Annotated in this window: 28 protein-coding genes, 1 tRNA gene, 1 other RNA gene and 1 pseudogene; 4 read left to right on the forward strand and 27 right to left on the reverse strand. The window is 48.5% G+C overall.

The window, feature by feature from the left end; genetic code table 11:
• Positions 1-102: 102 nt before the first annotated feature.
• A complete protein-coding gene (gene hxlB / locus KNQ12_RS05560) occupies positions 103-651 on the reverse strand; it encodes a 6-phospho-3-hexuloisomerase (RefSeq protein ID WP_214746673.1) in 549 nt (182 codons plus the stop codon).
• Positions 652-1,287 (reverse strand): 3-hexulose-6-phosphate synthase, encoded by a 636-nt coding sequence (gene hxlA / locus KNQ12_RS05565; protein ID WP_023469194.1) that lies wholly within the window; start codon positions 1,285-1,287, stop codon positions 652-654.
• A gap of 204 nt (positions 1,288-1,491) precedes the next feature.
• On the opposite strand from hxlA, the gene hxlR reads away from it, so the two are divergent.
• Positions 1,492-1,857 carry a transcriptional activator HxlR gene (gene hxlR / locus KNQ12_RS05570; protein WP_029342458.1) on the forward strand — a complete coding sequence of 122 codons (366 nt, stop codon included), beginning with the start codon at positions 1,492-1,494 and terminating at the stop codon, positions 1,855-1,857.
• Positions 1,858-1,913: 56 nt separating this feature from the next.
• Here the strand turns inward: hxlR and KNQ12_RS05575 are convergent, their stop codons facing one another.
• The 15 genes from KNQ12_RS05575 to KNQ12_RS05645 form a co-directional block, all read right to left on the reverse strand.
• Entirely contained in the window at positions 1,914-2,423 is a 510-nt protein-coding gene (locus KNQ12_RS05575; protein WP_023469196.1) for a GNAT family N-acetyltransferase, read from the reverse strand.
• Between the two features lie 71 nt (positions 2,424-2,494).
• A complete protein-coding gene (locus KNQ12_RS05580; RefSeq protein WP_035396329.1) occupies positions 2,495-3,334 on the reverse strand; it encodes a GIY-YIG nuclease family protein in 840 nt (279 codons plus the stop codon).
• 125 nt (positions 3,335-3,459) lie between these two features.
• Positions 3,460-3,818: a transfer-messenger RNA gene (gene ssrA, locus KNQ12_RS05585) on the reverse strand.
• A gap of 58 nt (positions 3,819-3,876) precedes the next feature.
• Positions 3,877-4,347, reverse strand: a complete 471-nt coding sequence (gene smpB / locus KNQ12_RS05590; protein ID WP_023469198.1) for an SsrA-binding protein SmpB — start codon at positions 4,345-4,347, stop codon at positions 3,877-3,879.
• A 32-nt stretch (positions 4,348-4,379) separates the two neighbouring features.
• Entirely contained in the window at positions 4,380-6,734 is a 2,355-nt protein-coding gene (rnr, locus tag KNQ12_RS05595; protein WP_023469199.1) for a ribonuclease R, read from the reverse strand.
• A 14-nt stretch (positions 6,735-6,748) separates the two neighbouring features.
• Positions 6,749-7,489, reverse strand: coding sequence for an alpha/beta hydrolase (locus KNQ12_RS05600; protein WP_023469200.1), 741 nt, complete (start codon positions 7,487-7,489; stop codon positions 6,749-6,751).
• Between the two features lie 101 nt (positions 7,490-7,590).
• Positions 7,591-7,824, reverse strand: coding sequence for a preprotein translocase subunit SecG (gene secG / locus KNQ12_RS05605; RefSeq protein ID WP_023469201.1), 234 nt, complete (start codon positions 7,822-7,824; stop codon positions 7,591-7,593).
• Between the two features lie 146 nt (positions 7,825-7,970).
• Positions 7,971-8,888 carry a ribose ABC transporter substrate-binding protein RbsB gene (rbsB, locus tag KNQ12_RS05610; RefSeq protein ID WP_214746676.1) on the reverse strand — a complete coding sequence of 306 codons (918 nt, stop codon included), beginning with the start codon at positions 8,886-8,888 and terminating at the stop codon, positions 7,971-7,973.
• A gap of 27 nt (positions 8,889-8,915) precedes the next feature.
• A complete protein-coding gene (rbsC, locus tag KNQ12_RS05615) occupies positions 8,916-9,884 on the reverse strand; it encodes a ribose ABC transporter permease (RefSeq protein ID WP_050678685.1) in 969 nt (322 codons plus the stop codon).
• Between the two features lies 1 nt (position 9,885).
• A complete protein-coding gene (locus KNQ12_RS05620; protein WP_214746679.1) occupies positions 9,886-11,364 on the reverse strand; it encodes a sugar ABC transporter ATP-binding protein in 1,479 nt (492 codons plus the stop codon).
• 12 nt (positions 11,365-11,376) lie between these two features.
• Positions 11,377-11,766: a D-ribose pyranase gene (gene rbsD / locus KNQ12_RS05625; RefSeq protein WP_214746683.1), complete on the reverse strand. Its 390-nt coding sequence runs from the start codon at positions 11,764-11,766 to the stop codon at positions 11,377-11,379.
• Positions 11,763-12,641 carry a ribokinase gene (rbsK, locus tag KNQ12_RS05630; RefSeq protein ID WP_214746686.1) on the reverse strand — a complete coding sequence of 293 codons (879 nt, stop codon included), beginning with the start codon at positions 12,639-12,641 and terminating at the stop codon, positions 11,763-11,765. Before rbsK ends, rbsD begins: the two co-directional genes overlap by 4 nt.
• Positions 12,638-13,618 carry a LacI family DNA-binding transcriptional regulator gene (locus KNQ12_RS05635; RefSeq protein ID WP_035396314.1) on the reverse strand — a complete coding sequence of 327 codons (981 nt, stop codon included), beginning with the start codon at positions 13,616-13,618 and terminating at the stop codon, positions 12,638-12,640. Before KNQ12_RS05635 ends, rbsK begins: the two co-directional genes overlap by 4 nt.
• 198 nt (positions 13,619-13,816) lie before the next feature.
• On the reverse strand, positions 13,817-14,056 hold the full coding sequence (locus tag KNQ12_RS05640; RefSeq protein WP_195864538.1) for a hypothetical protein: 240 nt from the start codon (positions 14,054-14,056) through the stop codon (positions 13,817-13,819).
• 322 nt (positions 14,057-14,378) lie between these two features.
• Positions 14,379-14,732 (reverse strand): hypothetical protein, encoded by a 354-nt coding sequence (locus KNQ12_RS05645; protein WP_214746689.1) that lies wholly within the window; start codon positions 14,730-14,732, stop codon positions 14,379-14,381.
• Between the two features lie 135 nt (positions 14,733-14,867).
• On the opposite strand from KNQ12_RS05645, the gene KNQ12_RS05650 reads away from it, so the two are divergent.
• The gene (locus KNQ12_RS05650; protein ID WP_214746692.1) at positions 14,868-15,188 is read left to right on the forward strand and encodes a hypothetical protein; all 321 of its coding nucleotides are present in this window, start codon (positions 14,868-14,870) and stop codon (positions 15,186-15,188) included.
• Positions 15,189-15,326: 138 nt separating this feature from the next.
• Here the strand turns inward: KNQ12_RS05650 and KNQ12_RS05655 are convergent, their stop codons facing one another.
• The 10 genes from KNQ12_RS05655 to KNQ12_RS05700 form a co-directional block, all read right to left on the reverse strand.
• Positions 15,327-15,575 (reverse strand): hypothetical protein, encoded by a 249-nt coding sequence (locus KNQ12_RS05655; protein WP_230088506.1) that lies wholly within the window; start codon positions 15,573-15,575, stop codon positions 15,327-15,329.
• Between the two features lie 12 nt (positions 15,576-15,587).
• Positions 15,588-16,499, reverse strand: coding sequence for an acyl-ACP desaturase (locus tag KNQ12_RS05660; RefSeq protein WP_035396308.1), 912 nt, complete (start codon positions 16,497-16,499; stop codon positions 15,588-15,590).
• A gap of 268 nt (positions 16,500-16,767) precedes the next feature.
• Positions 16,768-18,060, reverse strand: coding sequence for a phosphopyruvate hydratase (gene eno / locus KNQ12_RS05665; RefSeq protein WP_023469213.1), 1,293 nt, complete (start codon positions 18,058-18,060; stop codon positions 16,768-16,770).
• Between the two features lie 59 nt (positions 18,061-18,119).
• Entirely contained in the window at positions 18,120-19,667 is a 1,548-nt protein-coding gene (gene gpmI / locus KNQ12_RS05670) for a 2,3-bisphosphoglycerate-independent phosphoglycerate mutase (protein WP_214746695.1), read from the reverse strand.
• Positions 19,668-20,420, reverse strand: a complete 753-nt coding sequence (gene tpiA / locus KNQ12_RS05675) for a triose-phosphate isomerase (RefSeq protein ID WP_023469215.1) — start codon at positions 20,418-20,420, stop codon at positions 19,668-19,670.
• A 27-nt stretch (positions 20,421-20,447) separates the two neighbouring features.
• Positions 20,448-21,632: a phosphoglycerate kinase gene (locus KNQ12_RS05680; protein ID WP_035396304.1), complete on the reverse strand. Its 1,185-nt coding sequence runs from the start codon at positions 21,630-21,632 to the stop codon at positions 20,448-20,450.
• A gap of 121 nt (positions 21,633-21,753) precedes the next feature.
• Positions 21,754-22,761 carry a type I glyceraldehyde-3-phosphate dehydrogenase gene (gap, locus tag KNQ12_RS05685; RefSeq protein WP_023469217.1) on the reverse strand — a complete coding sequence of 336 codons (1,008 nt, stop codon included), beginning with the start codon at positions 22,759-22,761 and terminating at the stop codon, positions 21,754-21,756.
• 53 nt (positions 22,762-22,814) lie between these two features.
• A complete protein-coding gene (locus KNQ12_RS05690) occupies positions 22,815-23,843 on the reverse strand; it encodes a sugar-binding transcriptional regulator (RefSeq protein WP_023469218.1) in 1,029 nt (342 codons plus the stop codon).
• A 115-nt stretch (positions 23,844-23,958) separates the two neighbouring features.
• Positions 23,959-24,219: a glutaredoxin family protein gene (locus KNQ12_RS05695; RefSeq protein ID WP_023469219.1), complete on the reverse strand. Its 261-nt coding sequence runs from the start codon at positions 24,217-24,219 to the stop codon at positions 23,959-23,961.
• Positions 24,210-25,352, reverse strand: coding sequence for an RNA polymerase factor sigma-54 (locus KNQ12_RS05700; protein WP_214746698.1), 1,143 nt, complete (start codon positions 25,350-25,352; stop codon positions 24,210-24,212). Before KNQ12_RS05700 ends, KNQ12_RS05695 begins: the two co-directional genes overlap by 10 nt.
• 153 nt (positions 25,353-25,505) lie before the next feature.
• Between KNQ12_RS05700 and KNQ12_RS05705 the strand changes: the two genes are divergently transcribed.
• Positions 25,506-25,581, forward strand: a tRNA-Arg gene (locus tag KNQ12_RS05705).
• Positions 25,582-25,763: 182 nt separating this feature from the next.
• A pseudogene (gene clpP, locus KNQ12_RS05710) lies at positions 25,764-26,348 on the forward strand (ATP-dependent Clp endopeptidase proteolytic subunit ClpP); the annotation flags it as partial.
• Positions 26,349-26,419: the final 71 nt, after the last annotated feature.

Genomic DNA, 26,419 nt, shown 5'->3' on the forward strand with positions numbered 1-26,419 from the left:
AGTATCCGAATAAATTCGCACAAACAGGAAATGTTTTATTAAAAATCAAGTCAAAAAAGACCGGTAAACGTATCGCATACGTCTACCGGTCTTCTGGTTTATCTATTCTAAGTTGGCATGTTTCCCGTACATCGTTTGCGAATCGAGCTGTTTGTCTTCCATGATCTGCAGAATCAAGCCATCATAGAACAACAACATCGTCTGTTCGAATAACGAGCCCATCGGTTGAACCGTCTCATCTGCTGATGCCGTATGTTCTTTTGGAACTCCGGGCAGTTGGACGACTAAGTCGGCTAATCGTGCTAACGTTGACGTCGGACTGATCGTGACAACGGCAACCGTTCCACCGAGTTGCTGTGCTTTCTCAACGATTGGAATCAACGTTTTCGTCTCACCCGATCCGGATCCAACGATTAACACGTCACCCTCACGCAAGTTCGCTGTGACCGTCTCACCGACGACATAAGCATCAAGTCCCATGTGCATCAACCGCATAACGAACGCTTTCCCCATCAAGCCGGAGCGACCGGCTCCTGCGAGAAAGATTCGGTTCGCTTGCAAGACAGCGTCTGCCAGTTCTTTTGTCTCCGTCGCATCGATTGCTTCAACTGTAGAAGTCAGCTCTTCGATAATCGTTTGAATATGTGTCATTTACGCCTCTTGCAGCATCCGGTGCATCGTTGACGCTGTCTCTTGTTTATCGTCTTGCCCTGTGATGCCGCCACCGACGATGATCAAATCAGGACGTGCAGCGATGACTTCCGGTAACGTCTCCATCTTGATGCCACCCGCAACAGCTGTTTTTGCGTTTGTCACAACCGACTTGATTGTTGCGAGATCCTCGAATGAGTTTTGACCGACTGCTTGCAGATCGTAACCTGTGTGGACACAGATGTAATCGACACCTAACGCATCAAGTTCTTTCGCCCGAGTTGCGATATCTTTGACAGCAATCATATCAACGAGAATCTGTTTGCCCGATTTTTTCGCTTCTTCGACTGCCCCTTTGATTGACATGTCTTCCGCTGCCCCAAGGATCGTCACGATGTCGGCACCATGTGCGACAGCTTGGCTGACTTCGTAGCCGGCAGCATCCATGATCTTCAAGTCAGCGAGGACCGTTAAGTTCGGGAATGCGGCTTTCATTTCTTTGACGGCGCGGAGTCCTTCGTTGATGACGACCGGTGTGCCGATCTCAACGATATCTAAATTGTCTTCCCCGATTTCTTTGACTAAAGCAATCGCACCTGCTGTATCGACTAAATCAATCGCGAGTTGTAATTTCATTCTGAATCTCTCCCATTCTTCTCTATATTGTCGTACCTGACACTTCCTTCAAACGTTCATGAAGGAACACGACTAAATATAATCCGCAGGAGCATTCTTGAGAAGTACGCACTTTTAATTTACATAGTGAGGTTTTTCATACATAGTGCAGAAAAGTATACTGTCGATCGGAAGAAAGACTATACTGGAACAGGAGGTGGAACGATGCCACATTTTGAAGACCGTCAGTTTAACTGTGAGAAGGAATTGACCCTCTCGATCATCGGGGGCAAATGGAAGATGCTTATTCTTTGGCACTTAGGCAAGGAAGGGACAAAACGCTTCGGGGAACTAAAAAGTCTGATGCCCGGGATCACACAACGGATGCTCGTCAATCAACTGCGGGAACTCGAAGACCACCACATCATTCACCGGGAAGTCTACCCGGTCGTACCACCGAAGGTCGAATACTCGTTAACACCGCACGGTCATAGCTTAATGCCGATTTTAGATGCGATGTACGACTGGGGTAAGGATTATGCGAAAAATGTTCTGGAGATCGACTTCGAACAACAAAAGATATCACCATAAAAAAAGATGCTCATGGTCTCGTCTCTTTTCAGAGATAAGTCCACGGAGCATCTTTTTTAGGATTCTTCGGTCGTATAGATTTTCGACATCGCCAGTTCATCAACGTATTCCCCATCGATGAAGAGCGACGCAATCCGTGTCCCTTCGATGTTAAAGCCAAACTTATGATAGAGCTCGATTGCCCGCAAGTTATCCTTGCGAACCGTCAACTCGAGTCGGATGAGCCCTGCTTCAATGGCAAACGCATCGACTGCCTCAAGTAGACCCGCACCAAGACCACGACCCGTATAGGCATCAAGCAAGCCGATGACAAGATTCGCGCGGTGTCGGATTCGACTCGGTTCACCACCAACGACGAGCACATACCCGACGAGTTGCTCGTCGACGTCCACGACGAAGATATCCGAGTTCGCAGCCTGACCAAACTTCTCGATGAACGCCTCGGCCTGTTCCGTTGACAGGACACGTTCCTCCGGTTCATACAACATATATTTCGTTTCCCGATCAATGCGTCGCATTAAGTCCGATAAGGCTTTTCCGTCCATCAACGTGGCGCGTCTTATCATAGGTGTCAGCTCCTTTTTTTACAATATTACAGCCTATTTTTACTCTATTCCAACATTATAGAAAGTAAAAATTAAGATAAATTCTTTAAAATAACTCCATGTTTATTTTTCCATTCGACTAATCCGTTGGCACTTCTGCCCGTCACAATATCAGCTGCTAACGAAGGACTTGAAAACAATAAGTCTTCGATTACTATGTATTCTCCATCAATTATTTGAACTTTATTAGAGTCAATTAATTCTTTTCTTTTAACTTTCAATCGTTCCGAGAATGAATTGACAACTTCTGACGCAATTTTAGAGTTTTTAAAAACAACGAACCCTTCTGATGTTTGAGCCCCCATACTGTCGGCACCTCTTGTGCCTTTTAAGTATAGAACGTTCTCATTCTCAGTATCGATATTCTTTTGAACTTCTGAGAATAATTTATGTCCTAACATATTTACCAACATTTCAACATTCTTACCAAAAGTATTCATTTCAGCACGATCTGCTTCAGAGATAGAAGGCATCGGGGGAATATTACCGTTTACGACTTTATAACGGTTTGCTTTTTTTGCTTTATGATACAATTTGTTCTCTAAATATTTAATATGTGCTTTATTCAAGTTCTCATCTTTACTAATAAACACAATCACTTCATTCCAAAAATCTTTTTCACGTAAATGATCTTGAAGACGATTATACACTTCTTCAGCCTCACCAATATAAACTGCTTCTTCATCTTCTTCGTTTCGACCGAACAACATATAAATTCCAGTTGAATTTAAATTAGGGCGATCACTACATTTTTTAACTTCAGTACGTGGAATTCTATAAGCGAGACCAGTCCAATTTGACAACTCACACGTTAATCTGCCATCAGAATTACCATCAATTAAAAACATTTTAATTGTTTGACCAAATTCCATATTTTGTTCTCCTTATTAATTTTTTATTTTATTTCTAATATTTATAAATAGTTTTTTATACTAAAAAGTACTTGAACCCATTTAATGAGATTCAAGTACTTTTTTTGAAATCCACTGATTTCGTCGTATGGAGACGGTGGGAGTCGAACCCACGTCCGAAGGCATCGTATACTTAAGCTTCTACGTGTGTAGTCAATTTATTGGGATCTCGTCGTCAGGCTGCCAATTGACAGGCGTCCGTCCGACCAGTCTGATTCCATCTCTTCTCTTTCCCTCCAGACGGAAGGGTCCAAGCGTAGCCTGTTTAAAGTGAGACCCTAGAAATCAGCCGACCAGGCGACAGCTGCTAGGATCCGCAGTTGCTATTACGCTGCTGCGAGTTGTGTGTTAGTTTTGCCAGTTATGGCTGGTGCGTTTTAACGAGGCCGACCCCTCGACACGCCACAGAAGACCGAACTACCCCCGTCGAATCCGTAACGTCCCCAAGATAATAAATTGGGGCTTTCCGAATACTAATATTCTAGCAGAAAAGTGTTACGGGTTCAATACTTTTGCTTATCGCGTAGTGCCCGCTCGATATCACGCTTCGCATCCTTCTTCTTCAGGTCATCGCGTTTATCGAACTTCTTCTTCCCGCGTCCGAGTCCAATCAAGCATTTTGCGTACCCATTCTTAATGTAGACTTTGAGCGGAACAATCGTATAACCATCCCGTGAGACCGCTCCGATCAAGTTCGCAATCTGTTTCTTGTGCAGCAATAGTTTCCGCGGACGGAGCTGTTCATGGTTGTACCGGTTTCCTTGTTCGAAGTGGGCGATGTTCGAGTTCCAAAGAATCGCTTCTCCCCCGTCGAACCGGACGAACGCGTCCCCGATACTGATTTTCCCTTTACGGACCGACTTAATTTCCGTTCCCGTCAAGACGAGACCGGCTTCAATCGTATCCTCGATCGCATAATCGAACGAGGCCCGTTTGTTGTTCGCTAAGACTTTCGAATCTGTTCCCTTTGGCATGTTCGTTCACCACATTTCCGATGCGGAAGCGCTTATTTGCGCTTCCGTTTCTTATTCGAGACCGCCTTATGGAATGGCGGTTTATCTTTCTTATTCTTTAACGAGAATCCTTTTCCCTTGCTTTGGTCGCTCTTACCCGACCGTTTCTTGCCACGACGATCGTCCTTCTTCTTGTCGTCGCGTTTTTGTCCCGGACGTCCACCGCTTGAGCGAATCGTCTTCGACTCGAACCGTTTCTTCGGTTGCCGTTCTGGCATCCCGACGACGCTGAAGTCAATCGTCCGTTCATCGATGTTGACGTTCGTGACCTTGATCTCGACGACATCCCCGATCCGGAACTGTTGCTTCGTCCGCTCACCGATCAACTGATAGTTCGCTTCATCGTAGCGGTAGAAGTCATCCGTCATCGCTTGGATGTGGACGAGTCCTTCGATCGTGTTCGGCAATTCGACGAACATTCCGAAGTTCGTGACACCACTGACGACGCCTTCAAACGTCTCACCGATGTGTTGCTCCATATACTCGGCTTTCTTCAACGCGTTCGTTTCCCGCTCCGCATCAACCGCACGACGCTCGCGTTTCGACGAGTGATCAGCGATCTCAGGTAAGATTTCCGAGTAACGGTCTTGCGTCTTCTGTGACTTATCGTTGTAGATGACATATTCACGCAACAGACGGTGAACCATTAAGTCTGGGTAACGACGAATCGGTGACGTGAAGTGCGTGTAGTAGTCCGTCGACAGACCGAAGTGACCGATCGGTTCGATGTCGTATTTCGCTTGTTGGAGCGAACGGAGCATGACCGTACTGACGACCGCTTCTTCCGGCTCACCTTCAACAGCATTGAGGATCGATTGCAATGTCTTCGGTGCGACCGACTCACCCTTGCGTTCGACGTTGATCCCGAAGTTACCGATGAACTTGAAGAACGTATCGAGACGTTCAGCTTTTGGCTCATCGTGGATCCGGTACATGAACGGCAGTTTTTGACGCTGGATGTGCTCGGCGACCGTTTCGTTCGCTGCAAGCATGAACTCTTCAATCAGCTTCTCGGCGACCGACCGTTCCCGAAGAATGATCTCGCTCGTCTTGCCTTCTTCGTTGACGAGGACCTTCGCTTCTGGGAAGTCGAAATTGATCGCCCCACGACGTGAGCGACGTTCACGGAGGATTGCTGCGAGTTCCGCCATCTTGTCAAAGTACTCGACGAGATCTTGGTACTTCGCGATCACTTCTTCGTCTTCGCGTTCGATGATTTTTCGGACGTCCGTGTACGTCATCCGTTCCGTCGTCTTAATGACACTCTGGAAGATCTCATGGTTGACGACAGCACCGTTCGCATCGATTTCCATGATACAGCTGAGCGTCAGACGATCGACGTGCGGGTTGAGCGAGCAGATTCCGTTCGATAGACGGTGCGGAATCATCGGGATGACGCGGTCAACGAGATAAACACTCGTTCCGCGCTCACGCGCTTCTTCATCGAGTGCTGAATCTTCTTTGACGTAATGCGAGACGTCGGCGATGTGGACACCAAGCTCGAAGTTGCCGTTCGCTAACTTCTTGACGTGAACCGCATCATCGAGGTCTTTTGCGTCTGCCCCGTCAATCGTGACCGTCAATTCGTTCCGTAGATCAACGCGTCCGACTAAATCCTTCTCATCGATTTGATCCGGTACAGCATTTGCCTCAGCGATCGCTTCCGGTGAGAAGTCGACGTTGATCCCGTGCTTATGGACGATCGACAAGATGTCGACGCCGGGGTCATTCTTGTGACCGATAATTTTTAAGACTTTCGCCGTTCCAGCGTAGCGACCGTCGGGATACTTCGTGATCCGGGCGAGGACTTTATGACCATCGACGGCACCAAGTGTATCATCGTTCGCAACGACCGGTAAGAACGTCAGCTTCGTATCATCCGGTTCGATGTAGGCAATCGATTCAATTCGTCCTTTTGGACTGACGAACGTTCCGACGAAATCAGCTGGTCCGCGTGAGAGAATCTTGAGCAGTTTCCCTTCACGACGGTCGCCACCGTTTGACTCGGCAAACACTTTGACGAGAACACGGTCGCCGTTATAGACGTTCTTCAGTTCCGGTGCCGGCAAGAAAATATCGCCTTCTGAGCCGTCTTCCGGTGAGACGAAACCGAACCCGCGTTGGTGGACGGAAATCTTCCCTGCGACTTGACCGATCTGCGCGAGCGTTCCGTACTTATTCGAGCGTGTCCGGGCGATCAATGCTTCGTCTTCCATCGCGTTCAGCGTCCGGATCAATTCCTTGAATGCTTCCGTATCCGCTAGTTCTAGTTTTTTCGTTAATTGATCAATCGACAACGGACGTTCTTCCGTCGTGATGACCGTTAGTATTCGTTCACGTAATTCCAACGTGACACCTCCAGTTACTTGCTCCAGTTCAATGACTCCAGGAAGTCCAAGATGTCAGAGTGGAGCTGGTCTTTTTCTTTGTCGAGCGTAATGACGTGACCTGAGTTCTCATACCAGATCAGCTCTTTTTGGAAGGCACTGACTCCATCATGGATGATGTTCGCGGAGTCGGTGTTGATCATGTGATCGTTGCGCGCTTGGACGACGAGCGTCGGTGCGTAGACGTCCTCAAGCGAATCGCGTGTCTCGCGCAGCAGTTCCTGTAAGTCCTTCAAGGTCGGCATCGGTTCGAAGGACGCCATCTCGTGGTCGATCTCTTCTTGTGATTTGCCTTCTCGCTTCTTGAATTCTCGTGCGTACTCGGTGACTCCTGCATACATGACTTCTTCACTTTTAATGTAGGCGGGTGCACACATCGGGATGACCGCTTTGACCGGACGGTTCATCGATAACTTCAGCGACATGACGCCACCGAGCGACAATCCGCAAACGGCGATTTCGTCATAACCTTTGTCGACGAGTTCCTGATATCCGGCAAGGACATCCTGCCACCAGTCGGCTGGCCCGGTCTTCGTCAGCTCTTCGGGTGGGGCAGCGTGCCCTTTATATTGTGGTGCGAGGGACGTATAGCCCTGCTTTTGCAAGTAGCGACCGAGGATGCGGACATCCGCGCTCGATCCCGTGAATCCGTGTAATAGTAAAACGGCACGTGGGCCGGCTTCGAAAAAGAATGGTTTCGGTAAAGTGATTTTCATAAAATGATTCCCCCTCTAACTCTATACCCCATATCCGGAAAAATTGAATATCGAGAAATACAAAAAACGACAGCGCGATCATACGGCTGTCGTTTCAATGCTCACTTATAAAAAGCGACGAGTAACGCCAAGATGAAGAGTAATGCTCCTAAGATAGACGCCACACGATTTAGGACCGCATCCAAGCCACGAGCTTTTTGGCGACCAAATAATTGTTCTGCTCCACCCGTCAATGCTCCGAGTCCGGTCGTACGACCCGACATCAATAGAACGACGATGATGAGAAGAACGGAAACGACGATGAGGCCGACAAGAGCCACGTTATGAATGATCATCGATGATCCTCCTTCAGTAATATACGCTTCTTTCATTATAGAGAAAAACAAGTACGGGAACAAGGAATAGATTTAGGAACTTTTTCCTGCCTGCTCCACCTGACGAAAAGAGACACCTGAATCGTCGACTCAGGTGTCTTAAATACTTATTGTTTAATCAATTCGAGATCGACTGGGATGTTCTTCTCGACTGTTTCACCTTTTAAGTGCTTGATTGCTGTCTCGACACCCATTTTCCCGATTTCGGTCGGTTTTTGAGCGATCGTTCCTGCCATTTTTCCGTCTTTGACGGCTTTGACCGCATCATCCGTTGCATCGAAGCCGATGACTTTAACATCATTCAGACCAGCTGCTTTTAACGCTTCAACCGCACCGAGTGCCATCTCGTCATTGTGCGCGAAGACGGCTTTGATGTCTTTGTTGTTCTGAAGGATGTTCTCCATGACCGACAAACCTTTTGCCCGGTCGAAGTTCGCTGCTTGTTTTGCGACGACGTCAAGTTTACCGTCGACTGCTTCATGGAACCCTTTACCACGGTCACGAGTTGCGGATGCTCCTGGAATCCCTTCGAGTTCCACGACTTTTGCTTTATCGCCGACGAGTTCGATCATGTACTCACCTGCTTGTTTTCCACCCGCGACGTTATCCGACGCAATGTGTGCAACGACGTCGCCAGCTTCTGCGTTCCGGTCAACCGTGATGACAGGGATGTTCGCATCGTTTGCTGTTTGGACGGCTGCACCGACTGCTGCTGAATCCGTTGGGTTGATCAAGATGAGATCGACTTTCTTTTGAACCATGTCTTCGATGTCGCTTGCTTGTTTTGCCGCATCATCTTGTGCATCCGCGACTTGAAGTGTTGCGCCTTGTGCTTTGGCTTCTTGTTCTGCCCCTTCTTTTAACGAGACGAAGAATGGATTGTTGAGGGTTGAAATCGAAAGACCAATCTTGAAGTCCTTCGTTTTCTTTTTCGTATCACCGTTGCTGCTGCCCGGCTGTTCCGTCGAACAGGCGGCTGCGAAGACCATTAATGCCATCACGACGACTGCAAGTAGTTTTTTCATCTGTAGATCCTCCTTTTGGAATATGGGTTACGCTGCTTGTTTCCGGTCCGCGAGTACCGCGAACAAAATGACTAAACCTTTGACGACGAGTTGGAAGAACGAGGAGACACCAAGCAAGTTGAGACCGTTGTTCAGTGTTCCGATGATCAAGGCACCGATCAAGGTACCGACAATCCAGCCACGACCACCTGACAGGCTCGTCCCACCAAGGACGACCGCTGCGATGGCGTCGAGTTCGTACGATGTCCCCGCTGTCGGCTGCGCCGAGTTCAGACGGGACGTCAGGATGATGCCGGCGAGTGCTGCCATCAAACCTGAGAGTGAGTAGATCATGATTTTGACTTTATTGACTTGAATCCCCATCAACTTCGCTGCTTCTTCGTTCCCACCGATCGCATACGTATAGCGACCGAACGTCGTCTTCTTCAAGATGAAGTAGAGAACCGCGAAGGCGATCAACATCGTCAAAACCGGTACTGGGAAGATCCAGAAGTAACCGCGTCCGAACAGTTCGAACCAACCTCCCTGACTTAGACCAGTGATTGGTTTCCCGTCCGTATAGACGAGCGTCAAGCCGCGGAAGATTGTCATCGTCGCAAGTGTCGCGATGAACGGTGCGACCTTCCCGAGCGAGATGACCATCCCGTTCAAGGCACCCATGACGGCTCCGACGATCAGACCAGCCAGAACAGCGATCAACGCTGACGTTCCGTCCGTCATCAGACCCGCGACGAAGGCGGACGAGAGGGCGAGAATCGAGCCGACCGATAAATCAATCCCACCCGTCAGAATGACGAACGTCATCCCGAAGGCAATCAAGGCATTGATCGAGACTTGCCGTAAGATGTTAAATAAATTATTCAATGTTAAAAAGTCCGGTTCCATGATCGAGACGACGAGGACGATCGCGAACAATCCTGCGAGTGGTCCAAGCTTTTGTCCGATCCCAAGACGTCTCGGTTTTGCTTCCGTTACCTTGCCTTGCATCAATTCCATATCATTGTCCTCCTGTCGCAAGTGTCATGATGCTTTCTTGCGTCGCTTCCTGTCGTGTCAACATGCCACTCATCTTGCCTTCGCGCATGACGTAGACCCGGTCGCTCATTCCGAGAATCTCCGGGAGATCCGAGCTGACCATGATGATCGCGACACCCGCCGCAGCGAGTTCGTTCATGATGAGATAAATCTCTTTCTTCGCCCCGACGTCGACACCACGTGTCGGTTCGTCGAGGATCAAGACTTTCGGTTTTGTCCCGAGCCACTTCGCGAGGACGACCTTCTGTTGGTTCCCACCGGACAGTGACTTCGCCGGCTGGTCCATCGAGCTGTGGCGGACCGAGAGTGACTTCAAGTATCCTTCCGCGAAATCGCGTTCTGCCTGATCCTTGATGACACCGGAGCGAGATAACGAACGAATCGTCGGCAGTGAGATGTTCTCACGCAGTGAAAAGTCGAGGAACAAGCCTTCGCCTTTGCGGTCCTCGGTCAAAAAGCCGATGCCCTGGCGGATCGCGTCGTACGGTGTCTTAATTTTCAGCGACTGTCCGTTCAGTTCGATCGTCCCTTCTTTCAGGCGATCGACACCGAACAATCCACGCATGACTTCCGTCCGCCCGGCGCCCATCAAACCAGAGAAGCCGATGATTTCGCCTGCCTTGACGGAGAATGAGACATCGTTGAAGCGTTTCCCGCTCGCCTGTTTGACTTCGAGAACGGTCGCGCCGATCGACACATCACGGTCCGGATACCGTTCACCCATCTCACGACCGACCATCTCCCGGACGATTTGTTCGAACGATGTCTCGGGAATCGCGTGCGTCGAGACGGAGATTCCGTCCCGTAAGACGGTGATCCGGTCACAAAGCTCGAAGATTTCCTCCATCCGGTGCGAGATATAAACGATCGAGACACCTTGATTGCGAAGTGCCGTTGCGACGCTGAACAAGGCACGAATTTCCCGCTCTGTCAGGGCGGCTGTCGGTTCATCCATGATGATGACCTTCGCGTTCGTCATCAAAGCTTTTGCGATCTCAATCATCTGTTGCTGACCGACCGATAACGTCCGAGCGAGTTGATCAACGTCCATGAATACATTTAATTCAGCGAGTTCACGTTCCGCCTGCCGCTTCATCTCTCCTTGCTTGAGAATCCCGAAGCGTGACTTCAACTCCCGTCCGAGGAACAGGTTCTCCGTCACCGTTAAATCCGGGAGGATGTTCAGCTCCTGGTGGATGAAGGCAATCCCCGCCTCTTCGGCAAGTTTCGGATTCTTATATTCGACGTCCTGTCCATCAACGCGGATCGTGCCTGCGTCTGCTTTATGGACACCGGTCAAAATCTTCATCAGCGTCGATTTCCCGGCACCGTTCTCTCCCATCAAGGCATGAATCTCACCCGCAGCGAGTTCGAAATCGACACCTTTCAGGACGGGAACAGGACCGAATGCTTTTTTGATACCTGTCATCTCGATACGCATCGCATGACCCCCTTAAAAGATTACGCCGGAATGGAAGATGACATTTGCGTACGGTGTCGCTTCTCCGGTCCGGATGATGACCTTCGCCTGCTGTGTCTGTTTTTTGAACTCTTCATGTGAGACGAATGTAGTCTCGATCTGCATGGCTTCTAGTTGCTCGAGGACGTCAGGATTCGCTTCTTTGATCTCTGTCGCCAGTGTCAATTGTTCAATCGCCATGTCATCGGCAACGACACGGACGACGTCGAGAAATGATGGTGTGCCGAGTTTCAGTGCTAAATCGATCCGTGCGACCCCATCTGGAATCGGTAAGCCGCAATCGGCGATGACGATCGTATCGGTATGACCGAGATCAGTCAGGACTTTGCTGATATGACTGTTTAAGATACCGTGCTTCTTCATGCGTCTCCCTCCATCTGTTCCCGTGTCGGCATGCCGCCTTGAGCGCCGAGTGCACGGATGGATAAGCCGGCTGCCCGGTTCGCGAAACGAATTGCCTCAACGAGCGGTTGTCCTTCCGTTAACGCAACGGCTAAGGCACCGTTGAACGTATCCCCTGCTCCTGTCGTATCGACGACGGTCGTCTCGATTGCCGGAATCGTCACGATCGACTCTCCATCGTAGAAGCGTGCGCCGCGACTACCTTCCGTCACGATCAGTTTATTCGGGTATTCCATCAACCAATGTTCGATCGGCTGGTCTTGTCCGAAGATCAAACCACATTCATGTTCGTTTGGCGTTAAGTATGTGACGTGTTCAATCAATTCCGGACTGAGTGACATCGCCGGTGCTGGATTCAAGACGACTGGAATGCCGGCTGCATGTGCTTCGCGAGCCACGGTCTCGACCGTTTCGATTGGAATCTCGAGCTGTAGTAAGATGATTTCACTGTCTGCGAGAATCGGCGCGAGTGTATCATCCGCAAATTGGACATGTTGATTGGCAGACTGAACGACGACGATCGAGTTATCGCCTTCAGCGAGCGTGATATGTGCCGTTCCCGTCCGTTCGTCTTCAATCGTTTGCAAGTGTGTCGTCTGTACTCCTTGCGTCTTGAAGTTTTCGCGGATCGCTTCACCGTTTGCGTCACTACCGACGCAACCGATCATTTCGACAGTACTGCCGAGACGCGCGATCGCCACCGCTTGGTTCGCACCCTTTCCACCCGGTACGGTATGAAAGGCATCCCCGATGACCGTTTCGCCTGCACCCGGACGGCGTTTACTTTCGACGACGAGATCCATCGAGATACTGCCGATGACACTGATTTGTTTCATGCTTCCTCATCCTTCCGTTTCGTCGTTTCCCGTTCGATGATCTCAACCGTTAACTCATGATGGACGGCGGCAATCGGTGTGCCTTCAATCCGTTGAATCAGGAGTTTCGCCGCTAGTTCTCCCATTTGATAGATTGGCTGCGCAATCGTCGTCAACGGTGGTGAAATCATTTGTCCGAGTTCGATGCCGTCATAGCCGATCACTTGGAGCTCGTCCGGAATCGTAATTCCGCGTTCCGCAGCGACCTGCACCGTTGCTGCGGCGATGACATCACTCGCAGCAAAGATCCCGTTGCAATGATAGTGATCAAACAGATAGTTCGCGGCATCAAGCGCCCCTTGAAAGTGGAATGGTGACTCGATGCTTGCAACGAGATGCGTTCCAGCAATCTCTTCGAAGCCATCCCGTCGTTTCTTGATCGTCGGGAGTTTCGAAGGACCGCTGATGACAGCGAGCTCCGTCGCACCAGATGCAAGTAAAAATGATGCTGCCTTCTTCCCGCCTTCGTAGCCGTTTGAGGTCACCGTCGGAATCGCTCCTTGTAACACACGGTCTAACGCTACGACCGGCACTTCGAGTTCTTCATAGTTCGGATTGTTCGAGTAGTTCGTCGTGATGATTAATCCGTCGACATGCATCGCCTCGAGTGACTTGATATATTCGCGTTCTTTCTGAAACTGTTCGTCTGTGTTACACAAAATGACCTGAAAACCATGTTGATGTGCCATATCTTCCACAGCTCGTGCGAGTTGTGGGAAGAACGGGTTCGTGATGTCGGGAACAATCAAACCGATCAGTCCGGACCGTTTTTGGAACAACGATCGCGCGACCCGGTTTGGTCGATAATCCAATTGTTTGATTGCCTGAAGCACCGCCTTACGCGATTTCTCACTGACATAACCCTTTTCGTTCATGACGCGTGAGACCGTCGCGACGGAGACATGTGCCGCTTTCGCTACTTCCCGGATGGTCGACATGTTTCGCCACCTCTTTCTTTTGATAACGCTTACAAGAATCATCATATTGTGTAACCGGTTACACATCAATCTTTTTTCTTTAAAATATATTTTATTTTTTTCGAGTTTTTGGATTGAACCATAAAAAAGAAGCCTGACACGGCGTCAGACTTACGATCATTCCGTATGATCATGCACTTGAACACTCTGAATCATGTCTTAAATAAAGACGATCAGCGAGAGACCAATCAGAATATTAATGAATCCTAGCCCATCCGTCGCTTTCGTATACAACGACGGTTTATCTTTTTTAACGCTATCGTTTAGAAACATCAATGTCACAGCAATAACGGTCGTGATGCCGAGTGGCGCATTGAGAAAACTATCTGAGTACGTAAAAAAGTTATTCGTAATGTAGGCACTGTTTAAGACGGACAATCCAAACAGTATTTTATGCATGCAAGTCACTCCTATAATCACCAGGATCTTACGAATCCGACTACTATCTAATTTCGCTTCTCCTTCATTATAGAATATTCTTCCAGTTACTCTTCCTTACACTATTGAAAGAAAGTATTTGGAGGTATACGCAAATACACCGCAAGACAGCGTCACGCCAGCTTACGGTGTATTGATTGTCAGATTAGATAGCACTAGGCGATTGATTTTCAGAAAAGACGGAGACTCCTGCGGGAATAGCGGAATAGGCAAGACCCCGCAGGAGCACACGCGACGAGGAGGCTTGCCTTCCGCCCGCGGAAAGCGACGTCTTGGACGAAAATCAATGAATATCTTCGCTTTGATTCTTTTTATTTTTCTTCTCTGTATACAAACGTCGAATTAAAGCAACAACGAACGCAACGATTGCCAGCGGCTCAAACAAATAAATCAATAGGAACGTGACATCGATGACGGCATCCTCCGGATTATAACGGATGATATAGAGCGCACCGGGTAAGATGGCAATCAGTCCGCCAATTCCGAGTGCCGTTCCCAAAATCAGACTCTGACGTGAAAACCGGCTCGTGATTTGATACAAACCGATGAATAGTATGAGTTCCGTAAAATAGATGAGGCGCAACGGGATGTCACCAATCGACGTATCAAGCCCTAAAAACAAAAACCGAAATAGCATGTCGATTCCCCCTTCCCTCTAGTTCTACCCCGAACAGCGTCCTCGTAATGCTTGATTTCCAGTTTCCCTGCATATCCTCGCTTCAATTAGGGAATAGCTAGAGAGTTACAGTCACATACAGAGAGTTGGGATCGGATGAAAGAAGAACACTCGATGAAGGTCGTCAGTTGTCTGAATGATTATTTCGAACGTCATCAGCAGCCCCTTCAGGTCGATCTCTTACGAGGTCTACCACCTATCGTGCTATTGTTGCGCGATGACGCGAAACGTGCCTTTCCGAAGGAAGCAAACTTGCACGATGAACTGTTACAAGACATCAAACGTTTGATTCAGGAATGTTTGGATCCCGATACACTGCGCAAATTGGGAATCGATGTCGATCTCCCGGACTTTTTCGTGACCCGTGCACCGCTTCATTCTGCCCATCATTATCTCGTTACATTCATCGAAGACTGACTTCATGTTAAAAGCAGCTATTTCTTCTTTCACAAAACATGTGAAGCAAGAGATAACTGCTTTTTTTAGGGATAATAAAAAACCGATAGCGCCAAAGCACTACCGGTTTTGCTTCCCTTCACGTATGGTAAAGACGACTTAATTCTCAACCTCAAGAATCGCTTCGATTTCAGCTTCTACTTCTTTGTTGACCATTTGCGAACGTTTTTTACGTAATTCGAGATCCATCTCCTGATCGATGAACTGGTTTGTATGCTTGTCGAAGCAATCAAAGCAGATCGGATAAAAATCTTTTGCTTCTTTGTTCAATGAGTTGAATTCCCATGTATCGAGTTCCAAGTAACTGACTTGGTTGTTCGTTTCAGTTCCACAGATTTCACACTTCATCTTCATTCCCCCTTACGCGTCAATCTTCGCTTTTTCGAGTTGGCGTTCTTGACGTTCCTTGATACGCTTCAAACGTCCATGATACTTCATGATGTTCGCTTGAGATTGTTTCGCTTCGTCAGTTGTCGGTTCCAAATCAGCGATGCCCCAGAATTTGACGACGACGTCTAATACTTGGTCGAAGTATTGGAGTGGTCCATAGTTCGTATCAACAGCAATCGTCTTCATCCGTTCCGTGAAGTCAGGCATGACAGCACCTGGCATCGAGAAGTTGATGATGACGTCTTCGAAGAAGACGATGAAGTTCGGGTCAAGCTCTAGGTGTGCTTTGACCGTGTCACGATAGAACGCATAATGGAGTGCTTCGTCCTTCGCTAGACGACGGAGTAGCGTTGCTAAGTCTTTGTCGTGTGCCCCTGCGATTTTCGCAACGTTGTTATAGAAGACGAGTGTCGCTAACTCTTGCAGTGACGTATACGCCATCGTTGCTAGCGGGTTCGTGAAGTCCGGGAACCAGCCGTTTTCAACGACGCGTCTTCTTAATTGATGAAGTCGCGTTGGATTGACGTTTCGCGTGACGAGTAAATACGTCTCGAGTAAGTTCGAGTGCTGATCTTCTTCTGCTGTCCACGTCCGGACGAAATCATTGATGACTTCCATCGAGTTCTTGAACGTATAGTCTAAGTGCGACGTATACCACGGTAAGTTGACTTCTGTCAGCAATGCCGTCTCAATTGCGACGATGACACCTTCCGGAAGCGTGACTTGGCTTTCATCCCAAGGAACGCGTTTGAACGACATCGCCTTATCCCACGGAATGAATTCGTGGTAGCTCCAGTCGATGTTGGCTGAACGCTCCTTGTGTAGTCGATATAACTCTTGAATGCGTGGTTCTAAACGGATATCTAAATCTGAATTTAGCATGATCGTATCTCCTTTAGACGTATTTGTCATCTTCATCAAGCAAGATGTAATTAATGCCTATAAATATTTAATTTGCACTTATTTATGAGTATAACATTTTAGTCATCTACTAGGATGAATCAATTTTTTGACAGTTCAGTATAGTTTTGATGACAAAAGCGACTTTTTGGTTTGACATTGCTTGATATACAAAAACCTCCTATCCGTGTGTACGTATCACACGAATAGGAGGTTTTCCTTATAGCTTATTCAAACGATCAACCTGAAATTACTTCTTGAGGTTGTAGAATGATTTGATTCCGTCGTAGACAGCAACGTCTGAAAGCATGTCTTCGATGCGGAGAAGTTGGTTGTATTTCGCGATACGGTCTGTACGTGAAAGTGAACCAGTTTTGATTTGACCAGCGTTTGTCGCAACAGCGATGTCAGCGATCGTTGAATCTTCAGTTTCACCAGAACGGTGAGAAACGACAGCTGTGTAACCAGCTTTTTTAGCCATTTCGATTGCGTCGAATGTTTCAGTCAACGTACCGATTTGGTTAACTTTGATGAGGATTGAGTTAGCGATGCCTTTTTCGATACCTTCAGCAAGTTTCTCAGTGTTCGTTACGAACAAGTCATCCCCAACGAGTTGGACTTTGTGTCCGATACGATCTGTAAGAAGTTTGTGACCATCCCAGTCGTTTTCGTCACAGCCATCTTCGATTGAGATGATTGGGTATTTGTCAACGAGTTGTGCGTAGAATTCAACAAGCTCTTCTGTTGAAAGGACTTTGCCTTCGCCAGCGAGGTTGTATGTTCCAGCTGCTTTATCGTAGAACTCAGAAGAAGCGACGTCCATTGCAAGGTAAACATCTTCGCCTGCTTTGTAGCCAGCTTTTTCGATTGCTTCAAGGATAACTGTGATTGCTTCTTCGTTTGATTTCAAGTTTGGAGCGAATCCACCCTCGTCACCAACTGCTGTGTTAAGACCCATTCCGCTAAGAACTGATTTCAACGCGTGGAAGATTTCAGCACCCATACGAAGTGCTTCTTTGAATGTTGGAGCACCGACAGGCATGATCATGAACTCTTGGAAGTCCACGTTGTTGTCTGCGTGTGATCCACCGTTGATGATGTTCATCATTGGTGTTGGTAATGTTTTCGCGTTGAATCCACCGAGGTATGTGTAAAGTGGAAGACCAAGCTCATCAGCAGCAGCACGTGCAGCAGCCATAGAAACACCAAGGATTGCGTTAGCGCCGAAGTTACCTTTGTTTTTCGTACCGTCGAGATCGATCATCTTTTTGTCGATTCCAGCTTGGTCGAAGACATCGTAACCGATGATTTCTGGTGCGATTTTTTCGTTGACGTTGTCAACAGCTTTCAAAACACCTTTTCCGAGGTAACGTGCTTTGTCGCCATCACGGAGTTCGACTGCTTCGTGCTCACCAGTTGATGCACCTGATGGTACGAGTGCGCGACCGAAACCGCCATCTTCTGTATAAACTTCTACTTCTACTGTTGGGTTACCGCGTGAATCAAGAATCTCGCGTGCGTAAATCTCTGTAATCATTGACATTTAAATTCGCTCCTTTTGTGTGTAAGAAATATGTGCTGTAATTCTTTCGATCGACGGGATTATTTCTTCAATACGATCGATTTACCAGTCATCTCTGCTGGTTGGTCCGCTCCGAGGAGATCAAGGACCGTTGGTGCGAGGTCAGCGAGTGCACCTGTGAGTGGTTCAAGGAGTTCAACGTCCTCGACCGTCACGATACATGGAACTGGTTCTGTCGTATGCGCCGTCATCTTACTGCCGTCCGCATTGAGGACTTTATCCGCGTTCCCGTGGTCAGCCGTGATGACTGCCGCGCCGCCTTTGCTGAGAATCAAGTCAACGACTTTCCCAAGACACTCATCGACAGCTTCGATCGCCTTTTTCGTCGGCTCGAGCATACCCGAGTGACCGACCATATCCGGGTTAGCGAAGTTGAGGATGATCGCGTCGTGTTTGTCCGAGTTGATTGCGTCGACGAGGGCATCTGTGACTTCATAGACGCTCATCTCCGGTTTCAAGTCGTATGTCGCGACTTTTGGTGAAGGGATCAAGATCCGATCTTCCCCTTCGTATGGTTCTTCACGTTGTCCGTTGAAGAAGAACGTGACGTGCGGATACTTTTCCGTTTCCGCGATGCGTAGCTGTTTGAGACCTTGTTTTGACAATGTCTCACCCAGCGTGTTCTTGATGTCTTCAGGCGGGAATACGATGTCCGTATCAATCGCATCCGAGTACTTCGTCATTGAGACGAGTAGCAGGTTCTTCGGTGCGTTGTCCGGAAGTTCGAATCCGTCGAAGCCACCTTTTTCTTTGTAGACTTTCGAAAGCTGAATCGCACGGTCAGGACGATAGTTGAAGAACACGATCGCATCGTTATCGTGGATCGGTGCGACTGGCGTACCGTCTTCCTGCACGACAACAGTTGGTTCGATGAACTCATCCGTTACGTCTTCTTTGTACGAAGCTTCGACCATGCCGATTGGATCCTTCGTCGTTGGACCTTCACCGAACGTGATGACGTCATAGACTTTCTTGACGCGTTCCCAACGGTTATCGCGATCCATCGCATAGTAGCGACCAGAGATACTCGCGAATTGTCCAACATTCAATTCATCCATCTTCGCTTGCGCGTCACGGAGGAAACCAGCGCCCGATTGTGGGTCGCAGTCACGACCGTCCGTGAAAGCATGGAGGTAGACTTTTTCGATTTCGTGAAGTTTCGCGAATTCGAGCACCGCATATAAGTGGTTGATGTGACTGTGGATTCCACCGTCAGAGACCAAACCGAAGATATGAAGCGCTGAACCGTATTTCTTCACGTGACCTGCCGCATCGTTCATCGCTTGACGCGAGAAGAACGAGCGATCCTTGATTGCGTTGTTGATTCGGGATAGCGATTGATAGACGACGCGACCTGCACCGATGTTGAGGTGACCCACTTCTGAGTTCCCCATTTGACCTTCAGGCAAACCGACGTATTCGCCTTTCGCATTCAACAACGTATGCGGGTATTGACCCCAGTAACGGTCGAAGTTCGGTTTGTTTGCCGCCGTAACGGCATTTCCGAACTCCTCGTCACGCATACCAAAACCATCAAGGATGATCAGTGCGACTGGACGTTTTTTCATTTAAATCGCCTCCAACAGTTTGAGGAACGATCCTGTCTCAAGACTTGCACCGCCGACGAGCGCGCCGTCGATGTCTGGTTGAGCCATATATTCTTTGATGTTTTCCGGTTTGACGCTACCACCGTATTGGATGCGGACAGCTTCTGCTGCTTCAGCACCAAATTCAGCTGCAACGACGTCACGGACGAATTTACAAGAATCTTGTGCATCTTGTTCTGTCGCTGATTTACCTGTTCCGATTGCCCAGACAGGCTCGTAAGCGACGACGAGATTTTTCACTTGGTCGACAGTAAGACCTTTGAGGCTGTTTGCTGTCTGTTCGCGGATGACGTCTTCGAACTTGCCGCCTTCACGCTCTTCCAGTGTTTCACCTACACAAACGATTGGAACGAGACCGTGCTCGAACGCTTTTTTCGCTTTGCTGTTGATGAACGCATCTGTTTCGCCGAAGTACTCACGACGCTCAGAGTGACCGAGGATGACGTATGTCACGTCGAGTTCTTTGAGCATGAGCGGGCTGATTTCACCAGTGAACGCACCGCTCTCTTTGTCGTACATGTTTTGAGCACCGATCTTAAGATCCGTACCAGCTGCTGCTTCTGTCAAGTGTGCCAAGAATACTGCTGGCGCACAGACGGCTGCGTCGACTGTCGTCGAAGCAGGTACAGCTCCTTTGACTTCCTCAACGAATGCGACTGCATCCTTGAGCGTCAGATTCATCTTCCAGTTACCTGCGATAATTGGTTTACGCATTGAGAAACACTCCCTTGTGAACTTAGATTACTTGTCGTTTAGCGCTTCGACACCAGGAAGAGCTTTCCCTTCCATGAATTCGAGACTTGCTCCACCACCTGTAGAGATGTGGCTCATTTTGTCAGCAAGACCGAATTTCTCTGCCGCAGCAGCTGAGTCGCCACCGCCGATGATTGAGTACGCATCGCTGTCCGCAAGAGCTTGCGCGACACCTTTTGTACCGTTTGCGTATTTATCGAGTTCGAATACGCCCATCGGTCCGTTCCAGACGACGAGTTTCGAGTTCTTGATTGCCTCTGCATAGAGTTCAACCGTTTTTGGACCGATATCAAGTGACATGTGATCGGCTGGGATCTCTGTGATGTCACGTGGTCCGACATATGTTTCTTCTCCGAATTCCTTCGTGATGACGCAGTCGATTGGCATGAGGAACTTAACGCCTTTTTCTTCTGCTTTCTTCATGAATTCCTTCGCTTGGTCGATTTTATCGACCTCAAGAAGTGAAGTACCGACTTCGATACCACGAGCTGTGAGGAACGTGTACGATAAGCCGCCACCGATGATCAACGTATCGACGATGTCGAGTAAGTGATCGATGACACCGATTTTGTCCGCTACTTTCGAACCACCGATGATTGCCGTGAACGGGCGATCTGGGTTAGAAAGAGCTTTACCGAGAACTTGAAGTTCTTTTTCGATGAGAAGACCGGCAACTGCTGTGTCGACATGGTGTGCGATACCTTCTGTCGATGCGTGTGCACGGTGTGCTGCGCCGAACGCGTCGTTGACGAAGACGTCAGCGAGTTTCGCGAATCCTTTAGCGAGCTCTTCGTCATTTTTCGTTTCACCAGGGTAGAAGCGAACGTTCTCTAAGACGACGACATCGCCGTTTTCGAGTTTGCTGACTGCTTCTTCTGCAACTGGACCGTATGCTTCTTCAACGAGCTTGATGTCTTTACCAAGCAATTCGCTGAGGCGTGCTACGACTGGTGCAAGTGAGAACTCAGGGTTCTTTTCGCCTTTTGGACGACCCATGTGGCTAGCGAGAATGACTTTTGCTCCACCGTCGATCAAGTGTTTGATCGTTGGGAGTGCAGCACGGATCCGTGTGTCATCCGTGATTTTACCGTCTTCCAACGGTACGTTGAAATCCACGCGTGTAAATACGCGTTTTCCTTGTACATCGATGTCGCGAATCGATTTCTTATTCATACATTCGTCCTCCGTCTCTTACGTATAGTGAGGGGCGAATGCCCCTCCCGCTTTTTTCCGCAATAAGAGCGGAGACTGATATCGTTTCCGCTCTTATTCAATTGCTATTTAATTGCTCGAATTACTTAGCGATTTCTGCGAAGTGTTTGAGTGTACGAACGAGTTGGCTAGTGTAAGACATTTCGTTGTCATACCAAGCAACTGTTTTAACGAGTTGTTTGTCGCCGACTGTCATGACTTTAGTTTGTGTTGCATCGAAGAGTGATCCGTAAGAGATACCAACGATGTCAGAAGAAACGATTTCGTCTTCAGTGTAACCGTAAGACTCGTTAGCAGCTGCTTTCATTGCTGCGTTGACTTCTTCTACAGAAACTTTTTTGTCGAGTACAGTTACGAGCTCAGTGAGTGAACCTGTAGCGACTGGTACACGTTGTGCAGATCCATCAAGTTTACCTTGAAGTTCTGGAAGAACGAGACCGATTGCTTTTGCAGCACCAGTTGAGTTTGGAACGATGTTTGCTGCTGCCGCACGTGCACGACGGAAGTCACCTTTAGGGTGTGGAGCGTCGAGTGTGTTTTGGTCACCAGTGTAAGCGTGGATCGTAGTCATGAGACCTTCAACGATTCCGAACTGATCTTGGAGAACTTTAGCCATTGGCGCGAGACAGTTTGTAGTACAAGAAGCACCAGAGATAACTGTTTCAGTTCCGTCAAGGATTTCGTGGTTCGTGTTGAAGACGACTGTTTTCATGTCGCCAGTTGCAGGTGCAGAGATAACGACTTTTTTAGCGCCAGCTTTTAAGTGAAGCTCAGCTTTTTCTTTGTCTGTGAAGAAACCAGTACATTCGAGAACGATGTCAACACCGAGCTCGCCCCATGGGAGTTCTTCTGGGTTGCGGTTAGCAAGTGTTTTGATTTCTTTACCGTTGACGAGGAAGTAACCGTCGTGTACTTCAACTTCGCCGTCGAAACGACCTTGAGTCGTATCATATTTGAGAAGGTGCGCAAGCATTTTAGTGTCTGTAAGGTCGTTGATCGCGACTACTTCGATTCCATCGAATTGAAGAATTTGACGAAGTGCCAAACGTCCGATACGTCCAAATCCGTTAATACCAACTTTTACTGCCATGATAATTTTCCTCCTTTTAATGTAAAGCGAGTTATCTATTATTCAAAAGGGGGTTACCCTTTCAAAATCGAAGCTGCTGCGCCTTCATCCGTAATCAGGATGATGTCTGGCGACTGTTTGACATAGGCGTTGATCGCTTCTGCCTTCGAATGACCACCTGCGACGACGATGACGTGTTCGACTTGCTTCAAGTCAGCCAGTTGAAGACCAACTGTCTTGACCCGGTGCACGATGTTCCCGTCTCGGTCGAAGTAATATCCGAATGCTTCCGCTACTGCCTGTTCATGTTCCAGTCGGGTCAGGAGATCCTCAGACGCGCGACGACGTTTTGCCATCGTTTTCGCCTCACCAATTCCATGTACCACGATTGAAGCACCTTTAATCATTTGAAGCACATTTTTTATGCTCGGCTCTTCGATCATCTTGACGAACGTCTCTGTACTGACCATGTCCGGGATGTGAAGCAGATGATAATCACTTTGAGCGCGTGATGCCATCCGTGAGCATACTGTGTTCGCTTGTAATTCGAGCGTTTCTCCCAGTCCTCCGCGTGCCGGAACGAACGTCATTGGACGGTGTTCCTTGTCTGGCGACATCATCGCCGCGACGGATGCCATCGTTGTACCGCCTGTGACAGCGATCGTATTGTGATGGTCTGAAGAAAGCTCTCGTTTGAGTCGTGCGACGGTTGCCCGCCCCATGTCTCGCTGTACCCAGAAGGTTTCATCGGAATCACCCGGTACGATGACGACGTCACGTACTCCGAGTCTCTCTTTCAAGGCTTTCGCCATGTCTGAGATCCCTGCGAGTTCTCCCATGATGCTGTGCATGCTGCGAAGAACATTTCGTCCTTCATCCGTCAAGGACATCCCCTGCGTCGCGACCTCTAGGAGGTCTTGCTGCTTCAAGAAGTCGACTTCCCGCCGTAAGACGCGTTCCGTCAAGCCAAGGCTCGTCGCAAGCGTACGTCGTCCGATCGGTTGCATCAGTCGTACATAATGAAGGATGTCGTAGCGTGTCTGCATTTCTTCGATCAGATCAGGCACGATTCGTTTTTGGATCTGGACTAACTGCCGAATCATGTATTTCCCTCTCCTCTCAAGTAGCTGGACGCTTTCTGTCCCGCATGTCATAACGTGTCCCACTTGGTACACCGTTATCATAACAGTCCATTTCTCGCCTTGCAAGTCTCGTTTCTCAAGTTTTTTGAAGTAAGCGGTTTCTTATCGTTTCCGTCTCGAATTTGCCATAACTCCAGATTTCCTCGTCATGCATGACGACCGGAATCTCGTATAAGAATCGTAGACTGAGCGCTTCATCCTGATCGATGTTGACTTCCTCGAACGTCCATTCCGGAAACTCATCGAGTACGAAGTCGAGTAAGATGGCGGCCTCTTCACATAGCGTACATCCCGGACGTGAATAGAGTGTTAAGTGTCTGTGTCGTTTTAATCCCATTCTGATTGCGCCTTCCTTTGCTGCATCGTTTTTTTCGTTAAACCAAGCGCTGCCCGGTACTTCGCGACCGTCCGCCTTGCGACTGTCAGACCGTCTGCTTGCAGACGATCCGTCAATTGCTGATCACTTAACGGACGATCGCTGTATTGAATGTATTCGGCGATCCGCCGTTTAATCAAAAAACTCGAATCTCCGGTTGTCGTCCGTGAGACGAACAAGTCTTCTAGAGCAACGAGACCATGGACCGTCTCGACGTACTTCGCAGCAATCGCTCGACCAATCGTTGACGGATGATGCCCCGTCGCCTCAGCGACTTGTTTTTTCGTCAATGGCTCAAGATGCAGTTCTCCTTTGAACCAGCGTTCTTGTCGCTCAAGCAAAACTGAGAGGATGGCATGCATCGTGACACGGCGTCGTTCGTACGCGCGCAAAAAAGGCGTTGCCTCTTTTAATCCGAGCCACGTCTGATCCGTATCGAGTGTCGTCCAGTCGATCTGAAGTTTTCCATCTAACAGGTGAATCCGTGCTTCTGCCATGACCGGTCGTTCTTCTTTAGGAAGATCCGGTGTCCGGCTCAGCCTTGTCAATCGTTTTCGCAACCGCGCTCGATCCTGTTCACTGAACTGAGCGAACACCTGACTCGCCGGTTCATGTCGTAGCCGATCCGTCAGTCCGATCAATTCCGTGTCGTCTAGCTCGATTGCTTGTAACCATTGGCACTCGCGTTCCGAGCGGGCAGCGATGCCGACTGGTTCACATTGTTGTAAAAGTGTCCGTGCTTCTGTAATCGTTGCGACATCGGTCGAGAAGGATGCAGCGAGCTGCTCGTCCGACGTCCGTAATAAACCGTCCGCTTCTAAATACACGATGAGTTGTTCCGCCATATATCCTATTTCCTGTCTGACTGATTCTAAACGTATTTGTGCAAGAAGCTCGTCTTCATAGGATGCCATATTACCTGCCATCTGCTCGACCTCTAGCAAAACCTGATTCGGGTAATGACGATGCAACCGTCGTTTCAACCGTCGCCATTCCTCCTCGAGCTCAGCAGCTGGTTGCTCAAGCACATGTAATTGATACTGTTGTGACGCCGATAACGTCATCTGTTGCGTCTGTTCCTGGCGTTGATCCATCGATTCCCCTCCTCCTCTTCTTATTATAGAAGAAACGTTTTAAGAAACGTGCTCTGAGCCTCTTTTAAGTCGCTAAGGAAAAGAAAAGTCATGCTTCCCTATTGCTTTCCTGAAAAAATGTCGCTATACTATTAATTGTTCAGTACATCAGATGCACCCGTAGCTCAGGGGATAGAGCACTGGTTTCCGGTACCAGGTGTCGGGAGTTCGAATCTCTCCGGGTGTACCATTTATTCAACTACAAGGCAATGCCAGCAATGGCGTTGCCTTTTTTCTATATTGATATGTTTCGTTTGCCCTTGTAATGGAAAAATACCTAAAAGTCGCATCGTATCTTTTGACCAATATTGACCAAAGGATTATGATAAGGATAAGTCGAATAGGAAGCTACATACCAACTATAAGGAGGCAAAGACTATGTTAATTCCAACAGTCATCGAACAAACAAACCGCGGGGAACGTGCTTACGATATCTACTCACGTTTGCTAAAAGACCGCATCATTCTTCTTGGGAGCGCGATTGACGACAACGTCGCCAACTCAGTCGTTGCCCAACTTCTGTTCTTAGCAGCAGAAGATCCAGATAAAGAAATCTCGCTTTACATCAACAGCCCAGGTGGTTCGATCACTGCCGGTATGGCGATTTACGATACAATGAACTTCATCAAGCCACAAGTCTCAACGATTTGTATCGGTATGGCAGCATCGATGGGTGCGTTCTTGCTTCAAGCAGGTGCAAAGGGAAAACGTTTCGCGTTACCAAACGCTGAAATCATGATCCACCAACCACTCGGTGGTACACAAGGTCAAGCATCGGATATTAAAATCCATGCGGAGCGTATCATCAAAATGCGTGAGCACCTCAACAAAATCATGGCTGAAAACACAGGACAACCACTTGAAGTCATCGAACGCGATACAGAGCGTGACAACTTCATGTCAGCACAAGCTGCTGCTGATTACGGTCTCATCGACCGCGTCATGGAACGTGCATAAGTCACCCAGAGTGTCTCCTTCGGGAGGCACTTTTTTTGTATCTGTAGGAAAGCGAACTCTTCTCTATTCAT

Source organism: Exiguobacterium sp. s11 (assembly GCF_018619015.1).
Taxonomy (GTDB): domain Bacteria; phylum Bacillota; class Bacilli; order Exiguobacteriales; family Exiguobacteriaceae; genus Exiguobacterium_A; species Exiguobacterium_A indicum.

Excerpts from the sequence above, each read along its gene's own strand:
- KNQ12_RS05645 (WP_214746689.1), bottom strand. The coding sequence starts at position 14,732 with ATGCTATTTCGGTTTTTGTTTTTAGGGCTTGATACGTCGATTGGTGAC.
- KNQ12_RS05635 (WP_035396314.1), bottom strand. The coding sequence starts at position 13,618 with ATGTCGACCATCCGGGAAGTAGCGAAAGCGGCACATGTCTCCGTCGCG.
- KNQ12_RS05680 (WP_035396304.1), bottom strand. The coding sequence starts at position 21,632 with ATGAATAAGAAATCGATTCGCGACATCGATGTACAAGGAAAACGCGTA.
- hxlA (WP_023469194.1), bottom strand. The coding sequence starts at position 1,287 with ATGAAATTACAACTCGCGATTGATTTAGTCGATACAGCAGGTGCGATT.
- KNQ12_RS05640 (WP_195864538.1), bottom strand. The coding sequence starts at position 14,056 with ATGCATAAAATACTGTTTGGATTGTCCGTCTTAAACAGTGCCTACATT.
- rbsK (WP_214746686.1), bottom strand. The coding sequence starts at position 12,641 with ATGAAACAAATCAGTGTCATCGGCAGTATCTCGATGGATCTCGTCGTC.
- gpmI (WP_214746695.1), bottom strand. The coding sequence starts at position 19,667 with ATGAAAAAACGTCCAGTCGCACTGATCATCCTTGATGGTTTTGGTATG.
- secG (WP_023469201.1), bottom strand. The coding sequence starts at position 7,824 with ATGATCATTCATAACGTGGCTCTTGTCGGCCTCATCGTCGTTTCCGTT.
- KNQ12_RS05695 (WP_023469219.1), bottom strand. The coding sequence starts at position 24,219 with ATGGGATTAAAACGACACAGACACTTAACACTCTATTCACGTCCGGGA.
- KNQ12_RS05700 (WP_214746698.1), bottom strand. The coding sequence starts at position 25,352 with ATGGATCAACGCCAGGAACAGACGCAACAGATGACGTTATCGGCGTCA.
- KNQ12_RS05575 (WP_023469196.1), bottom strand. The coding sequence starts at position 2,423 with ATGATAAGACGCGCCACGTTGATGGACGGAAAAGCCTTATCGGACTTA.
- hxlB (WP_214746673.1), bottom strand. The coding sequence starts at position 651 with ATGACACATATTCAAACGATTATCGAAGAGCTGACTTCTACAGTTGAA.
- smpB (WP_023469198.1), bottom strand. The coding sequence starts at position 4,347 with ATGCCAAAGGGAACAGATTCGAAAGTCTTAGCGAACAACAAACGGGCC.
- KNQ12_RS05690 (WP_023469218.1), bottom strand. The coding sequence starts at position 23,843 with ATGATTCGGCAGTTAGTCCAGATCCAAAAACGAATCGTGCCTGATCTG.
- rbsD (WP_214746683.1), bottom strand. The coding sequence starts at position 11,766 with ATGAAGAAGCACGGTATCTTAAACAGTCATATCAGCAAAGTCCTGACT.
- KNQ12_RS05620 (WP_214746679.1), bottom strand. The coding sequence starts at position 11,364 with ATGCGTATCGAGATGACAGGTATCAAAAAAGCATTCGGTCCTGTTCCC.
- hxlR (WP_029342458.1), top strand. The coding sequence starts at position 1,492 with ATGCCACATTTTGAAGACCGTCAGTTTAACTGTGAGAAGGAATTGACC.
- eno (WP_023469213.1), bottom strand. The coding sequence starts at position 18,060 with ATGTCAATGATTACAGAGATTTACGCACGCGAGATTCTTGATTCACGC.
- KNQ12_RS05655 (WP_230088506.1), bottom strand. The coding sequence starts at position 15,575 with ATGAAGTGTGAAATCTGTGGAACTGAAACGAACAACCAAGTCAGTTAC.
- rbsC (WP_050678685.1), bottom strand. The coding sequence starts at position 9,884 with ATGGAATTGATGCAAGGCAAGGTAACGGAAGCAAAACCGAGACGTCTT.
- KNQ12_RS05650 (WP_214746692.1), top strand. The coding sequence starts at position 14,868 with ATGAAAGAAGAACACTCGATGAAGGTCGTCAGTTGTCTGAATGATTAT.
- tpiA (WP_023469215.1), bottom strand. The coding sequence starts at position 20,420 with ATGCGTAAACCAATTATCGCAGGTAACTGGAAGATGAATCTGACGCTC.
- KNQ12_RS05660 (WP_035396308.1), bottom strand. The coding sequence starts at position 16,499 with ATGCTAAATTCAGATTTAGATATCCGTTTAGAACCACGCATTCAAGAG.
- KNQ12_RS05600 (WP_023469200.1), bottom strand. The coding sequence starts at position 7,489 with ATGAAAATCACTTTACCGAAACCATTCTTTTTCGAAGCCGGCCCACGT.
- gap (WP_023469217.1), bottom strand. The coding sequence starts at position 22,761 with ATGGCAGTAAAAGTTGGTATTAACGGATTTGGACGTATCGGACGTTTG.
- rbsB (WP_214746676.1), bottom strand. The coding sequence starts at position 8,888 with ATGAAAAAACTACTTGCAGTCGTCGTGATGGCATTAATGGTCTTCGCA.
- KNQ12_RS05580 (WP_035396329.1), bottom strand. The coding sequence starts at position 3,334 with ATGGAATTTGGTCAAACAATTAAAATGTTTTTAATTGATGGTAATTCT.